Source organism: Rheinheimera sp. F8, assembly GCF_001518915.1.
This window is the reverse complement of sequence record NZ_CP013656.1, coordinates 772,711-786,501: the sequence shown is the minus strand read 5'-3', so window position 1 is coordinate 786,501 and position 13,791 is coordinate 772,711. Positions and strand designations below refer to the sequence as shown.

Below are 13,791 nucleotides of genomic sequence, written 5' to 3'. Positions count from 1 at the left end.
TGTTGAACGCGGCTTAAAGTGACAAAGGCCAGCGCAATTCAAAACGCACTCCACCTGCTGCACTGGCACAGCAACTGGCGCTACCGCCATGCGCGGAAGTTATCGCCGCCACCACAGCTAAACCCAAACCACTGCCACCTGGCCCCGCATCTGCCGCGCGGCGAAATGCCGTGAAAACATGCGGCATAAAATCAGCAGCAAGACCCGGCCCCTGATCTTCAACCGCCAGTGTAAACCAGCCTTGTTGAACCTCAGTGCTGATGCGGATCATGCCCGGAGCTGCATGTTTGATGCAGTTGTCGAGCAGCGCCAGCAGCGCCTGACGGATCCGTACCGCATCACAGGAAACCAGCTGCTGCACTAACGCCAATTCGGTCTGCATACCTGCCGCCTGCAAAGCTGGTTGCAACAAGCTGACCACAGTACGGATATCCTGATTTAAATCGTGGAGATTTTGCTGCAACTTCAGATGGCCGCTTTCCGCCAGACTGACCACCCGCAGATCTTCAATCAACCGAGTCAGGTTTTCGACCTGATGCAACAGACTCTGGAACTGGCTGTCATCCGCCACAAACACACCGTCAGCCAAGCCTTGCAACCGACCACGCAATATAGTGACAGGCGTGCGTAATTCATGGGCAATCGCCGCATTCCAGAACTGTTGTTCCTGACTCATCTGCTGCAGTTTGCCTGCCAGCTGATTAAAGTCGGCGACCAGTTGTGCCGCTTCTGCCGGAGCTGCCGGTCCTGAGTCTGCCCGCGCCGCCAAATCGCCCTGAGCGACACGCCGGATGCCGTCCGCGACCGCATGTAACGGCGTCAGAATACGCTTGGACAACTTGATCGCAACCAGCACCGCCGCCACGACGCCCGCCAACAAAGTGCCCAAAATCCAGATCCATTCCGGGCCGGCCGGCAAAAAACCTAATTCTTCGGGAAATTGGTGCGGCCAGTATTTTTGCCACAGGTAATAAAACAGATAAGAGCTGAAGCTGGTCAGCAACGCCACCCCCAGCGCAATCAGCATCATCGACAAGCCGATTTGCCGGCTCAGCCCTGACAGCTTCATGCACTCACCAGCAGTTTATAACCGACCCCGCGGACAACAGCAGGCACGCCCGATAGTTCGGCATCCTCCAGCTTTTTGCGTAACTTGCTGATATGACTGTCGACCGTGCGCTCCAGCGTATCGCCTTCCGGTAAACAGCTGGTCAGTAATTCCATCCGGCTGAATACTTTTTTCGGCGCGCGCGCCAGCGTCACTAACAATTTAAACTCGGTCAGCGTCAGCAGCAGTTTCTTCGCGGAAGCGTCGCTACGCACTATCACTTCGTGCTGATCCAAATCTATTTCCAGCCCCGCGACGCGCAGCACCCGGCTCTGTTCCTGCGCACCCGAAGCCAGCACTCGGCGCAACACCGCCTGTGACCGCGCGACCACTTCGGCCGGGTTAAAGGGCTTCACCACATAATCATCAGCGCCAATGCGCAGCCCCATCAGTTTGTCGATATCCTGGTCCATCGCCGTCAGCATGATCACCGGGGTGGCCGCTTGGTGGCGGATCTCCGCCAGCACCTGCCAGCCGTCTAACCGTGGCATCTGCACATCAAGCAACACCAGATCCGGTTTCAGGGTTTTATGCAGCTGTAATGCCTGCTCGCCGTCCGCTGCATGCACGGTCCGCATGCCACTGCGTGCCAGATAAGCCGCGAGGATCTCAGCAATTTCAGTTTCATCTTCAGCGATCAGCACCAGCACTTGCGTCGGGTCAAAGGCCGGCGTCTGCGCCCGGGCAGGGAATTGGGCAGGATTGGACATTTTTGGTATCTCCATCGAATCTCCATAGTAGCGCAGCGCAACCGCGAAATACCATCATTAAACTGGCCACCCTGTGGTGCAATCCAATCAAGAAGGACAGTGGTCAGTATGAAGAGTGTGTTTCAGGTCGCCGGCAGCCTGCTGTTGATGTTGGGATTATCTGCCTGTAACCAGCCAGAAGAAATTGCAGCACCGACGCCGCCGCTGACAGCCATTTTGCAACTTGAACCGGCGCCGCTTGAATTGTCCGATGTGTTGCCCGGCCGGGTTGCCGCCTTGCGGGTAGCAGAGATCCGGCCACAGGTCTCCGGCATTGTCGCCAAGCGCCTGTTTGAGCAAGGCGCCGAAGTAAAAGCCGGCCAGGCGTTATTCCAACTCAATGCCAGCCCTTTTGCTGCAGAAGTGGCGGTAGCCGCGGCAGCTGTACAAAGCGCAGAAGCTGGTTTAGCCGGCAGTGAGCTGCAGCTGCGCCGGCTGCAGCAGTTGCAGCATACCGGTGCGGTCAGCCGGCAGGCCTATGACGAAGCCAACACCCAACATGCCCGTGCGTTGGCAGATGTAGCCCAGGCCAAAGCCACCTTACAGCGCCGCCAGCTCGACCTGAGTTTCGCTACAGTCGAAGCACCGATCGCCGGGCGTATCGATCAAACGCTGGTGTCGGAAGGGGCTTTGGTGTCGTCTACAGACGCCCAGCCATTAACCCGGGTACAGCAAATAGATCAGGTCTACGTCGACGTGCGTCAGTCCGCCAGCCAGTTGCAGGCGATCACCGCCGAACCTGGCAGCGATATTGCTGCCGACATTCTGGACAGCCAGGGCCAGGCCACAGGTTTACGTGGCAAAGTGTTATTTTCAGGGACCAGCGTGGAACCCGGCACCGGTGACGTGCAGCTGCGTGTACTGGTCGACAATCCACAACACCGGTTATTACCGGGCATGTATGTGCAGGCCAGGATCCAGCGGGCACGCTATGACCAGGCGCTGACCATCCCGCAACAGGCGGTAGTGCGTCATGGCGATCAGACCTTTGTCTGGCTGCTCAACGCCGGGCAGCAGGTGCGTCAGGTCGCCGTAACCCTCGGCGAACAGACCGGCCAGCATTACCGGCTGGTTGCTGGCCTCAGTGCCGGACAGCAGATCGTCGTGGCCGGTCTGGAACGGCTTTCGGATGGGATCACTGTCGAGACCCAGCCCTGGCAGCCCGCTACCGATCCGCTGACTGCCAGCCCAGTCGGCGCCAGCGCAATCACCGTCAGTCAGCCGCACTAATTCCCGGAGCCCATGATGTCAGAGTTTTTTATCCGCCGCCCGGTATTTGCCTGGGTCATTGCGCTGTTTATTTTACTGTCCGGCGTGCTGGCGATCCCGCATTTGCCAGTGGCGCGTTATCCGTCCGTGGCGCCACCATCGGTCAGCATCATGGCCACTTACCCGGGAGCAACCCCGCAGACCCTCAATGATGCCGTGATCAACCTGCTGGAGCGGGAGCTGTCAGGCGTTAAAGATCTGCTGTATTTCGAGTCTTCGGCCGACAGCTCCGGCAGCGCCCAAATCACTGCCACCTTTTTACCCGGCACCGATGCCGCGCTGGCGCAGGTCGATGTGCAAAACCAGCTCAAGGCGGCAGAACCGCGCCTGCCACAAATCGTCCGGCAAAATGGCTTACAGGTGGAATCAGCGGCGTCCGGCTTTTTAATGATGATCGGCTTAACTGCACCGGATGGTCGCTTCGATGAAGTGGCGTTAAACGACTATCTGGCGCGCAATATAGTGCCGGAGCTGCGCCGGATCCGAGGTGTCGGCCGGGTCCAGCTGTTTGGCGCTGAACAGGCGATGCGGATCTGGGTCGACCCGGTCAAGCTGTCGGCCCTGCAATTAACCATGGCCGATCTGGTGCAGGCTATCGAGCAGCAGAATGTGCAGATCGCGCCGGGCCGGCTCGGTGATGAACCTGCTATTGCCGGACAGCGTCTGACCGTGCCTTTGACAGTGGATGGCCAGCTCAGTACGCCGGAACAATTTGCTGCCGTGGTACTGCGCTCCGGCACAAGTGGCGCCAAAGTGGTGCTGGCAGATGTGGCCCGGGTCGAATTAGGAGCGCAGTCGTACGGCTATGCCAACCGCGAAAACGGCGCTGTCGCAACCAGCGCGGCGATCCAGCTGGCACCGGGCGCAAATGCTGTCGCCACCGCCAGTGCCATTGAGCAGCGGATGGCTGAGCTGGCGCCATCAATGCCGCAGGGCATGGCATATTCGCTGCCGTTTAATACCGCGCCTTTTGTCAAAATCTCGATAGAAAAGGTGCTCCAGACACTGCTGGAAGCCATGGTGCTGGTGTTTCTGGTGATGTATCTGTTTTTACAGAACATCCGCTGTACGTTGATCCCGGCGATTGTGGCGCCTATTGCACTACTCGGTACCTTGACCCTGATGCTGCTGGCCGGTTTTTCCGTCAACACCCTGACAATGTTTGGCATGGTGCTGGCCATCGGCATTATTGTTGACGATGCGATTGTGGTGGTCGAAAACGTCGAACGGCTGATGGAAACCGAAGGTTTGTCTGCCCCCGAGGCTACCCGCAAAGCGATGCAGGAAATCAGCGGTGCCGTGATTGGGATCACGGCTGTGCTGACTGCTGTCTTGATCCCGATGGCTTTTGCCAGTGGCTCAGTCGGCGTTATTTTCCAGCAGTTTACGCTGTCGATGGCGGCGTCCATTTTATTGTCGGCATTGCTGGCACTGACCCTGACGCCGGCACTCTGTGCCTCGCTGTTACGTGCCGGCACCACGCCGAATCCACTGTTTCAGCGTTTTAACCGCGCTTTTGCCCGGCTCACTGCCGGTTACGGCCTCCGTATCAAGGTCGTCACCGCACGCAGTGGCCGGATGATGGCGATTTTTGCCCTGCTGTGTCTGGTGCTGACCTTTGGCTTACAACAGGTGCCGTCGGCGTTCTTACCGGAAGAAGATCAGGGGTATTTTATGACATCCATCCAGCTGCCAACCGGCGCCACAGCCCAGCGCACGCTGGAGGTCGTCAAAGCCTTTGAAACCCATGTCGCCTCGCGGCCGGCGCTGGAAACGAATATGGTGGTGCAAGGCTTCAGCTTCGCAGGTTCTGGCCCCAACGCGGCGATGGCGTTCACGATGCTGAAAGACTGGGACCAGCGTCAGGGCGCGACAGCGGCCGCTGAAGCTGCGCTGGCGCAGCAGGCAATGAGCACTGTGCCGGAAGGGACTGTGATGAGCCTGCTGCCGCCGTCCATCGACGAGCTTGGCACCTCTGCCGGTTTCACGCTGTATCTGCAGGATCGCCGGCAACAAGGCGATGCCGCTTTGCAGGCCGCGTTGCAACAACTTCTGGCACTGGCGCAGCAAAACGATCAGGTGCAAGACCTGTACCCGGACGGTTTACCCGGCGGCAGCAGTATCCGGCTGGACATCAACAGAGCGAAAGCCGAAGCGATGGGACTGAGTTTTACTGCGGTCAGCAACACAGTCTCCGCTGCCATCGGCTCGGTCTATGTCAATGATTTTCCAAATAACGGCCGTATGCAGCAGGTGATTTTACAGGCGGACGCAACGGCGCGGATGCAGCTGGACGATGTGTTAAAGCTGCGCGTGCGCAACGCTGCCGGCGCCATGGTGCCGCTGCGCGAAGTCGTCACGCCGGTCTGGACTGAAGCGCCACAGCAACTGATGCGTTTTCAGGGTTACCCGGCGCTGCGGATCAGCGGCAGCGCGGCACCCGGGGTGTCGAGCGGCGATGCGATGCATGCCATGGAGCAACTAGTCAGCCAGTTACCCCCCGGTTTTACCGCCGCCTGGGTTGGCCAATCGCTGCAGGAACAACAATCCGCAGCACAGGCGCCGATGTTGCTGCTGTTATCAGCGCTGGTAGTGTTTCTGGTGTTGGCCGCTTTATACGAAAGCTGGGCTATCCCGTTGTCAGTGATGCTGGTGGTGCCATTGGGCTTATTAGGCGCCGTGGCGGCAGTCCTCTGTCGCGACATGCCAAACGATGTGTTTTTTAAAGTGGGCCTCATCACGATCATCGGTTTATCCGCCAAAAATGCCATTCTAATCGTCGAATTTGCCCGGCAACTGCACAGCCAGGGCTTGTCACTGGCGGAAGCTGCCGTGACCGCTGCCCGGTTGCGGCTGCGGCCCATTCTGATGACATCACTGGCTTTCACGCTGGGTGTACTGCCCCTGATGCTGGCTTCCGGCGCCAGTGCCGAAACCCAACAGGCAATTGGCACCGGGGTGTTTGGTGGCATGATTAGCGGTACAGTTCTGGCCCTATTGTTTGTGCCGTCATTTTTTGTGTTTGTGCTGAGCTTGGCAGAGCGCGGCAAATTCTGGCGTTAAGCTGCTGTCAGCTGGGGTTGGAGCCTGGGTACTGCAACGCCAGTATCTGGGTATACAGTTGTTGTGCTGCTGCATTGGGCACTGCCGCCAGCGTCAGTTTGCCGTTGGCGGTGTGAAGCTGCACATTCACCATCTGCTGTTGCTGGAAAAACGGTGTTTGTTGTAAGCGCACCTGCTGCACTTGTTTCAGCGGCAACATATACCAGCGCCGGCTCAGGCCGCCTTGCCACAGATAGAGCACATCGCCGTGCAGCCGGTAACCATGCCAGCGATAATTCAGCCAGGTTTCCAGCAACCACCAGCTGCTCAATCCCAGCGAAACCACTGCTTTGAGCCACAGCGGCGGGATATTGGATTGCCAAATCAGTGCCATGACCAGCAGCACCCCAAACCCGGACCAGCAGGCCTGCCGGCGAAAATACGCCGGCACAAACTTCTGCAAATCCGCGCCTTGCAGCTCGGGTAATCGCAGCAACTGCTGCGCCTGCAGCTGCGTATTAAGCTCCGGGGCGGTTTGCCCCAGCAGCACAAACTTGCCTTGTTGTTTGTCGTTAGAAAAACCACGGAAAATCAGCGAATAGTGGCCAAATAGCCGTGCCAGCCACGGCTGATTGACCAGCACCAGCTGGACTCGTTTGGCGGAAATACGCAGCGATTTTTTCAGCACCGAGCCCTGCGTCAGCTGCAGTTTGCGGGCGTCGCGCTGCAAGTGCTGCGGATATAGCCAAATTAATGTCATCAAGGCCAACAGCAGCGCGACCAGGGCCAGTAACATCAGGCCGCTGAACACCTGCAGCAGCAGATTGTGCTGAATATCATATTGTTGCAGCAGGGTTTTGCTGGTGTCGAGCAACCACTGCACAGTCAGCGCATCCTTAAACTGCTGACTCATCCCAAACACAGCCGCCAGCGGCAGCCATAAATAGGCATTGTATAAAGTGGCGAGCCAGATCCGGTAAAAGGGCGTCGAACCGCCGGCCGGCGTTGCCGTGACGTTTTGGCCCTGCAGCAAGGTCAGCTGCGCTTCAGTCAAACCAGTCAGGGCAAATTCCTGTTTTTTGCTGCCGGCGCTGTCGAGACTGGCGGCAAAAAGCCGCAAAGGCCGAAAATAAAATGGCTGCTTCACCTGCAGCTCCTGCACCCGCGCCTTCGGCAGCAACAGCTTTTCTTTGTGTAGCAAGCCTTTTTCCAGTTCAATGCCCTGCGCAGTCACGCGAAACCGGCTAAAGCGCCAGCCGATAAAAGCCCGGCCCAACACCAGCAACGCCAATACCGCCAGTACATAAGGCATATAAGCGGCATATTTGTCGCGCGACGACAACACGGCGCCGCCGAGGATCAAACCGAAAAACTCCCAGGCCGATTTGCCCAATAACGGCAGCAGCGCCCAGCCGGATACACGTTGCCAGGGGCTGGGTTCCCGCACGGTTTCAGGCAACATCTGCATGGTCCTCCTGCGGGATCAACCGGCTAAGCTGCTGGCACAGCGCCTGCGCCGCGTCATATTCAATGTCGGCGAGTGCGGCTTCTGCATGCAATCCACCGGCGGTAAAGACTTTGAGTGTGGCAAGGCCAAACTGCTTTTGCAGCGGGCCCTGGCTGACCGTGACATGCTGCACCCTGGTCAGCGGAATTAATACCGCCTGACGCCACCAGACACCGGATTCGAGCAAAAAGTCCTGCCGGCGCAGCAAAAACCTGGTGCGGGTCAGCTGGAACGGCAGCCATAGCTGCAGTAGAAAACCAGCCAATAACACCAAACCCAACATGGCATAGAGCGCCAGCTCGCCGTCACTCAGCACAATCAGCAGCGCCAACACCGCAAGCGGCAGCAGCGTCAGCCCCAGCCACAGCCAGCGTCTTTTACCAAGCGCCTGTTCCGGCAAATGCTGCCAGTCTTGTGGCAAAGGTGCACTCAGGCATTCGTCCTGTAAAAAAGCGGTATCGAGTAATTGGTTGGGCATGGCAATCGGAATAGTTTAAAGGCAGATAAGCCATCTTGCGTAAAATTCCCGGCGTCGGCAAGGGTGCCGTTGATGATTGTTAACAGCTTTGTTGCAAATAGTTGCTGTACAGCGCTTCAGATAAATCTGCTTACAGATCGCCCAGTTGCACCAGCACATCATTAGTAGTAGCTTGAAATACTACTAACAAAGCACAGAGCTAACCATGAGCACAGTCCGCTTACAACAGCTGGGTTTTACCAGTCTTGAAACCGATATTTATCTGGCTTTACTGCGTCACGGCGAGATGACGGGTTATGCCGTGGCCAAGCAGGTTGGCAAAGTAGTGGCGAATGTCTACAAAGCGCTGGAGTCTTTGCATCAAAAAGGCGCGGTGTTGCAGCTGCAACAGGAGCAAAAACGCTATGCGGCCGTGCCCTGGCGCCAGTTGCTGGACCACGAACAACGCAAGTTCAGCCAGACGCTCAGTGAACTGGCAACTGAACTGGAGAACCTGCCGGCGCCTGATGCGCAGGAAGCTGTGTATCAGTTGAAAAATCCGGACCAGCTGCTGTATGACAGCCGGCAATTATGTCGCGAAGCACAAGGCCTGTTGTTGGCCGACTTGCAGCCGGCAGCCGTGCCATTGCTGGCAGAAGAACTTATCACCGCCGCAGCGCGTGGTGTCGAAGTGCGGGTGAAAATCTACGAACCGGCTGACCTGCCGGGTGTACAGCTGACGCTGCGCGCCAACGGCCGCGAGGTGTACGGTAAAACCGCCGATGTCAGTTTAAAGCTGGTCGCTGACGGCAATCATTTTGTTATTGGCCTGCTGAGTGCCGATCTCAGCCGGGTGATCCAGGCTTTTAAAAGCCGCAGTGCGCTTTTAAACATGAGCCTGTTCTGTGGCCTGACCTACGAATTAATCCTGACCGAACTGAAACAAAGCCTGGCGCAAAATGATTTGGCGCGCTCGCAACAAATCCTCGCTGACACCGCACATTTGCACCCTTTTAGTACTGAAAATCAGGTATTTCACCAATTTAATCAACGTTATAACGCGGCGCGGCAGCCGCACGACAATAGCGCCGAAGCCGAGCAAAATACTCAGCAAGACAACCAGCCAGATCAGGGAGAACCCAGATGAAACCGTTGCTGACTCAACTAAAACCGCTTTCTGCCCTGAGCCTGCTTTGTGCCAGCCTGTTGGTGCCCGCTACAGCGCAGTCCCTGACACCACAAGACTTTGCCGAACTGGACAAGGCCATCGCCGCCGTGAAAACACAGGCGGGATTGCCGTTTGGCAGCGCCATCGCGCTGGTGCATCAAGGCAAGGTGATTTATCAGCATCAAAGCGGTTATGCCGATATTCAGCGTCAGCTACCGGTCAACAGCGAGACGGCGTTTTATATTGCCTCCGCAACCAAGCCCTTCACCGCTCTGGCGTTTTTACTGCTGGCGCAACAAAGCAAGGTCAATCTGGAGCAAAGCCTGCAACAGATGTGGCCGCAGCAGAAGTTTCCCAACATCGACGCCAGCCGTATTACGCTGCGCCAGCTGCTGACCCATCAATCGGGCCTCGACAATCAGCCGCTGGTCTGGGCCACCGCCTACAGCGGCGTTCATACGCCAGAAACGCTGAAGGCGCTTACCAGCATGTCGGTGCCGGACCCGGAAGCCAAAACCGGCGAATTCCGCTATAGCAATGTCGGCTACAACATCGCCAGCCTGTGGCTGGATGCGCAGAGCAGCACCGTCTGGCAGGACCAATTACAGCAGCTGATTTTTAAACCGCTGGGCATGGCGCACAGCAGCGCGCGCCAGAGCGAAGCGAAACAGTGGCCATTGGCGTTGCCGTATTCGCTGATGAAAAGCGCTGAGCCGCTCTATCTGCCACTTTATTTACAAAAAACCGATGCAACCATGCATGCCGCCGGCGGCATGTTCGCCTCGGCCGGCGATTTAGCCAAATTTGTCGCAGCGCAAATGCCGGCGATCAAAAGCTCGTTGCCGGCCGAAGTGATTAGTCAATCCCAGCAAACACAGGTCAGTACCAACAGCAGCTACGGCGATTTTCAACGCAGTGGCTATGCCTGGGGCTGGTACAGCGGGCCTTACAAGGGCCAGCCCATGCTACATCATTTCGGCGGGTTTCCCGGTTACAGCGCGCATCTGTCATTGCTGCCGGCGCAGCAGATGGGCCTGGTGATTTTGCATAACGAAGACATGTTAAGCCGCGACCTGAATAATCTGATTGCCGACTATTTTTATGGCCTGCTGCTTGGCGACAGCGGTACCAAAGCCAGAGTGCAGGCCGGTTTTGCCAAACTCGGGCAAAAACTGGCGCAGTTACCGGCGATGAAGCAGGCGCAGCAGCAAAAAATTGCAGGGCGAAAAACGCTGCTCAGTCTGCCGTATCAAGCGTACACCGGCCGCTATCTGCACCCGCAACTGGGCGAAATGACGGTCAGCCTGGATGCACAACAACTGGTATTTCATTGGGGCGCGCTCGATGCCGTGGCCACCGGCTTTGACAAGCCGGATACGCTGCGGCTGGAACTGGTGCCCAATTCTGGTGAGGTGTTAACCTTTGGCGTGGAAAATGGTGTGGTCCGCCAGCTGGCGTTCAGCGGCATGACTTTTATCAAACAACGCTAAAGAATAATCAGCTGCGATGAAATGGCGCTTTGACCGGCGCCAATTTTGCCCCTATTATAGCGCCAACTTGTTGAACTTATTATCAATCGTCTGTAAAACAGACAGGACTTGAAATGAAAATAGCCCTGATTGTGATCATCGCTGCGGCGGTGCTGTATTACTTTTATAACAACATCAATAACCAGAAAATTGCCACGCACAATATAGAACAAGGCGAAGTGTTTCTTGCCAACAATGCCAAACGCGACGGTGTTAAAACCACAGCGTCGGGCCTGCAATATGAAATTCTGCAACAAGGCAGCGGCAGCAAACACCCAACCGCCAGCGACAGCGTCAACGTGCATTACCACGGCACCCTGACCGACGGCACTGTGTTTGACTCGTCGGTCGAACGCGGCGAATCAATCAGCTTTCCGCTAAACCGCGTGATTAAAGGCTGGACTGAAGGCGTACAGCTGATGAAAACCGGCGACAAATTCCGCTTCTTTATCCCGGCTGATTTGGGCTACGGCAGCCGCAGCGCTGGCAAGATCCCACCGGGTTCTGTGCTGATTTTTTTATAAATGCGGGTCCGGTGCCGGCATCCTGCTGCTGACAGCAGCGCTGCCGGCAGCGGCACCCGGTTCCGCACCGGCTGGCGCCAGGTAATGGTCGCGGATCTGTTGCAGTTGACCACTGCGGTACAACTGCAACCAAGCGGCATCCAGTCTTGCCAGTAGTTCGGCACTGACCGAAACCCGGCTGAAGCCAAAATAGACCGGGTCAGCATGGACCAATAACAGCGGCCGATAGGCGGTTGCCTGCCCTTTCACCCGCCAGAACCAGGCGAGTTCTTCTTCCAGTACCGCCTGTACCCGTCCCGACTCCAGTAATGCCAGTTTGTCCTGATTCGACACCACCGGATAAAAACGCCGTTGCAGCACCGGATCGTCGCGCAGCTGTTGCAACTGCGGACCAAAATAGCCGCCATTGAGCACAGCAATCAGCATACTGGCCGGCCACTGCGGCAGATCGGCCAACTGGCGCAGCGGCGGCACTTTGGCCGGATCTGCGATCAGCCACATCCGCTCCTGATGATGCGGACCAATAAACGCGATGTCTTTGGCGCGGCTCTGGTTATAAGTCAGCTGACTGACCACATCAATCTCACCCTGTTGCAGCAGTTTTAACGCGCGCGCCCACGGCGAATTGACAAAACGGACGGAACAGCCAACCTGCGCCGCCAGCAGCCGGATCATCTGCACATTTAAGCCTTCAGGTTGTTGCGGGGTCAGCACTATATGCGGTGGAAATGAGGTATCCAGCGCAAAACGCAGTTCACAGCCAGGCGGCTCTGCGCCAATAGCCGGAGGACAGAGAGCAAGACCCAACATCATTCCGAGCCCACGCCAGCCAGCAATCTTGCCGCGTACATCCATCCGAAACGTCCTCATATAGAGTGCAGCATTGGCGCTTTAGCTCTGTCAGTGCTGACTGCAACAACAACGGGTTGTTGAGGCAGAACTATAGCATGGTGCAATCTGCGTCCGGTGAATGTCGATTCATTTCCCTTCAGATCAAATGGATGTTTTCCAATGCAAAAGGTCCGGCACCAATCTGCGGTGCCGGACCCATACGACCCTTTGCCGGGTTATTTCGCGTCTTTGCGGATGCCACTCCATGACTTACTGACCACCCGCCACTGACCATTGATTTTGGTCATGGCCAGATAGTCCACCCCCAGCCATTGCGGGTAATCCAGCATCACTTTCACCACAGCACCGGTGTCGGTGATATCGAGGATTTGGTACTTGCGGTGACGCTGATCTTCGTCAGGGGACACCTGGAAGCCTTTTGACCACTCAGCGCCGGAGACATTCACCACTTTTTGCTGTTTCGTTGAATAGCCAACCACTACGGTATCCGGCAGGATCACGCGGTGCGCTTTGGCTGCATCGCCTTGTTCAAACGCCTGCATCATGGTTTGCATGGTGCTGTCGATGGCGGCATATTCGGCATGTTGCTGCAGCGGCGTGCTGGCCATGGCAACTCCACTGAGGCCCAGACTCAGACAGGTCACAACGAGTGTTTTGCCGATGTTTTTGCAGAATGTGTTCATAGTCCAATTTTCCTTTTTAAATAAAATCAAAGATTAGTTTTTCACGGTGTTGCTTTGCTGGGTAAGGATCTGCACCACGGCACTGGCGACCAGGGGAGCAGACGGATAGTTCTGGCCCGTAACTAAACGGCCATCGATTTCGATATAAGGTTTTTCCGGATCCGGCGCTTTAAACAATCCGCCATGGGCTTCGATGGTCTGGCGCATCGGAAATGGTAAGTGCTGGAAATAGGCGGCAGTTTTGTCTTCATAGTCTTCCGGATAACCAGTGACCTTTTTGCCGGCAAGCAGATACTGGCCATTGCTGAGTTTGAGCTTCACGATGCCGGCCGTGCCATGGCAGACCGCCGAAATCACGCCGCCGTTTTGCTCATAAATGTGCCGGGAAATGCGCTGCAGACGCACGTCGTCGACCACCTGATACATGGCGTTGCTGCCACCGACGTAATACACAGCACGGTAACGGCTGGCATCAATCTGATCCGGGGTGTGGGTTTTGCTCAGGCCCGCCATGATGCGCTGGTCCTGCAGACGTTCCGTCAGACGCGGCCCCAGCACTTTGGGATCGATTGGCACAGCGCCACCTGCCGGCGACACAAAGTCGACGGCAAAACCGGCACCGTGGAAGGTATCCCAGGCATGCACCACTTCGCCAAAGCTGATGCTGGCGGGTAAGGTTGAATTGCCATGGAATTTCTGACTGGACAGTACAAATAACACCCGGCCGCTGGCGCCCGGTGTGGCATTTGCCGGGGCCGCCTGCACCGTATTCAGCAGGCCGCAACACAGCAGGCTCATCAACAGTAGATAACATTTTCTCCAAATCATCGGGTAAAGCTCCATCGGTTAAAGGAGCTATCACCCTAAGCGAAAATGTATTAAATCAAGCTCTTGGCAGCGGTT

At 56.8% G+C, this 13,791-nt stretch carries 12 protein-coding genes; 5 read left to right on the top strand and 7 right to left on the bottom strand.

The window, feature by feature from the left end; genetic code table 11:
- Positions 1-13 precede the first annotated feature (13 nt).
- Both ATY27_RS03540 and ATY27_RS03535 read right to left on the bottom strand, forming a co-directional pair.
- Positions 14-1,069 (bottom strand): ATP-binding protein, encoded by a 1,056-nt coding sequence (locus ATY27_RS03540; RefSeq protein WP_208932784.1) that lies wholly within the window; start codon positions 1,067-1,069, stop codon positions 14-16.
- The gene (locus ATY27_RS03535) at positions 1,066-1,818 is read right to left on the bottom strand and encodes a response regulator (RefSeq protein ID WP_208932783.1); all 753 of its coding nucleotides are present in this window, start codon (positions 1,816-1,818) and stop codon (positions 1,066-1,068) included. The genes ATY27_RS03540 and ATY27_RS03535 overlap by 4 nt, the downstream gene beginning before the upstream one ends.
- Positions 1,819-1,926: 108 nt before the next feature.
- Here ATY27_RS03535 and ATY27_RS03530 point away from each other — a divergent pair, with 108 nt between their 5' ends.
- Together ATY27_RS03530 and ATY27_RS03525 are read left to right on the top strand one after the other, a co-directional pair.
- Positions 1,927-3,087 (top strand): efflux RND transporter periplasmic adaptor subunit, encoded by a 1,161-nt coding sequence (locus tag ATY27_RS03530; protein WP_208932782.1) that lies wholly within the window; start codon positions 1,927-1,929, stop codon positions 3,085-3,087.
- Positions 3,088-3,099: 12 nt separating this feature from the next.
- On the top strand, positions 3,100-6,189 hold the full coding sequence (locus ATY27_RS03525; protein ID WP_279614570.1) for a multidrug efflux RND transporter permease subunit: 3,090 nt from the start codon (positions 3,100-3,102) through the stop codon (positions 6,187-6,189).
- Positions 6,190-6,196: 7 nt separating this feature from the next.
- Here ATY27_RS03525 and ATY27_RS03520 read toward each other — a convergent pair whose 3' ends face one another.
- Positions 6,197-7,630, bottom strand: a complete 1,434-nt coding sequence (locus ATY27_RS03520) for a PH domain-containing protein (protein ID WP_208932781.1) — start codon at positions 7,628-7,630, stop codon at positions 6,197-6,199.
- A complete protein-coding gene (locus ATY27_RS03515) occupies positions 7,620-8,153 on the bottom strand; it encodes a PH domain-containing protein (protein ID WP_208932780.1) in 534 nt (177 codons plus the stop codon). The genes ATY27_RS03520 and ATY27_RS03515 overlap by 11 nt, the downstream gene beginning before the upstream one ends.
- A gap of 205 nt (positions 8,154-8,358) precedes the next feature.
- Here ATY27_RS03515 and ATY27_RS03510 point away from each other — a divergent pair, with 205 nt between their 5' ends.
- From ATY27_RS03510 to ATY27_RS03500, 3 genes are all read left to right on the top strand, one after another.
- Complete coding sequence (locus ATY27_RS03510) at positions 8,359-9,279, top strand: helix-turn-helix domain-containing protein (protein ID WP_208932779.1); 921 nt, start codon at positions 8,359-8,361, stop codon at positions 9,277-9,279.
- Positions 9,276-10,790 carry a serine hydrolase gene (locus ATY27_RS03505; RefSeq protein ID WP_208932778.1) on the top strand — a complete coding sequence of 505 codons (1,515 nt, stop codon included), beginning with the start codon at positions 9,276-9,278 and terminating at the stop codon, positions 10,788-10,790. Before ATY27_RS03510 ends, ATY27_RS03505 begins: the two co-directional genes overlap by 4 nt.
- Positions 10,791-10,903: 113 nt before the next feature.
- A complete protein-coding gene (locus ATY27_RS03500; RefSeq protein ID WP_208932777.1) occupies positions 10,904-11,353 on the top strand; it encodes an FKBP-type peptidyl-prolyl cis-trans isomerase in 450 nt (149 codons plus the stop codon).
- Here the strand turns inward: ATY27_RS03500 and ATY27_RS03495 are convergent.
- The 3 genes from ATY27_RS03495 to ATY27_RS03485 form a co-directional block, all read right to left on the bottom strand.
- Complete coding sequence (locus ATY27_RS03495; protein ID WP_208932776.1) at positions 11,348-12,208, bottom strand: transporter substrate-binding domain-containing protein; 861 nt, start codon at positions 12,206-12,208, stop codon at positions 11,348-11,350. The genes ATY27_RS03500 and ATY27_RS03495 overlap by 6 nt on opposite strands.
- 212 nt (positions 12,209-12,420) lie before the next feature.
- Positions 12,421-12,888: a nuclear transport factor 2 family protein gene (locus ATY27_RS03490; RefSeq protein ID WP_208932775.1), complete on the bottom strand. Its 468-nt coding sequence runs from the start codon at positions 12,886-12,888 to the stop codon at positions 12,421-12,423.
- 33 nt (positions 12,889-12,921) lie between these two features.
- Positions 12,922-13,716 carry a type 1 glutamine amidotransferase domain-containing protein gene (locus ATY27_RS03485; protein ID WP_208932774.1) on the bottom strand — a complete coding sequence of 265 codons (795 nt, stop codon included), beginning with the start codon at positions 13,714-13,716 and terminating at the stop codon, positions 12,922-12,924.
- Positions 13,717-13,791: the final 75 nt, after the last annotated feature.

Excerpts from the sequence above, each read along its gene's own strand:
- ATY27_RS03510 (WP_208932779.1), top strand. The coding sequence starts at position 8,359 with ATGAGCACAGTCCGCTTACAACAGCTGGGTTTTACCAGTCTTGAAACC.
- ATY27_RS03505 (WP_208932778.1), top strand. The coding sequence starts at position 9,276 with ATGAAACCGTTGCTGACTCAACTAAAACCGCTTTCTGCCCTGAGCCTG.
- ATY27_RS03535 (WP_208932783.1), bottom strand. The coding sequence starts at position 1,818 with ATGTCCAATCCTGCCCAATTCCCTGCCCGGGCGCAGACGCCGGCCTTT.
- ATY27_RS03525 (WP_279614570.1), top strand. The coding sequence starts at position 3,100 with ATGATGTCAGAGTTTTTTATCCGCCGCCCGGTATTTGCCTGGGTCATT.
- ATY27_RS03490 (WP_208932775.1), bottom strand. The coding sequence starts at position 12,888 with ATGAACACATTCTGCAAAAACATCGGCAAAACACTCGTTGTGACCTGT.
- ATY27_RS03515 (WP_208932780.1), bottom strand. The coding sequence starts at position 8,153 with ATGCCCAACCAATTACTCGATACCGCTTTTTTACAGGACGAATGCCTG.
- ATY27_RS03540 (WP_208932784.1), bottom strand. The coding sequence starts at position 1,069 with ATGAAGCTGTCAGGGCTGAGCCGGCAAATCGGCTTGTCGATGATGCTG.
- ATY27_RS03520 (WP_208932781.1), bottom strand. The coding sequence starts at position 7,630 with ATGTTGCCTGAAACCGTGCGGGAACCCAGCCCCTGGCAACGTGTATCC.
- ATY27_RS03485 (WP_208932774.1), bottom strand. The coding sequence starts at position 13,716 with ATGATTTGGAGAAAATGTTATCTACTGTTGATGAGCCTGCTGTGTTGC.
- ATY27_RS03530 (WP_208932782.1), top strand. The coding sequence starts at position 1,927 with ATGAAGAGTGTGTTTCAGGTCGCCGGCAGCCTGCTGTTGATGTTGGGA.
- ATY27_RS03495 (WP_208932776.1), bottom strand. The coding sequence starts at position 12,208 with ATGGATGTACGCGGCAAGATTGCTGGCTGGCGTGGGCTCGGAATGATG.
- ATY27_RS03500 (WP_208932777.1), top strand. The coding sequence starts at position 10,904 with ATGAAAATAGCCCTGATTGTGATCATCGCTGCGGCGGTGCTGTATTAC.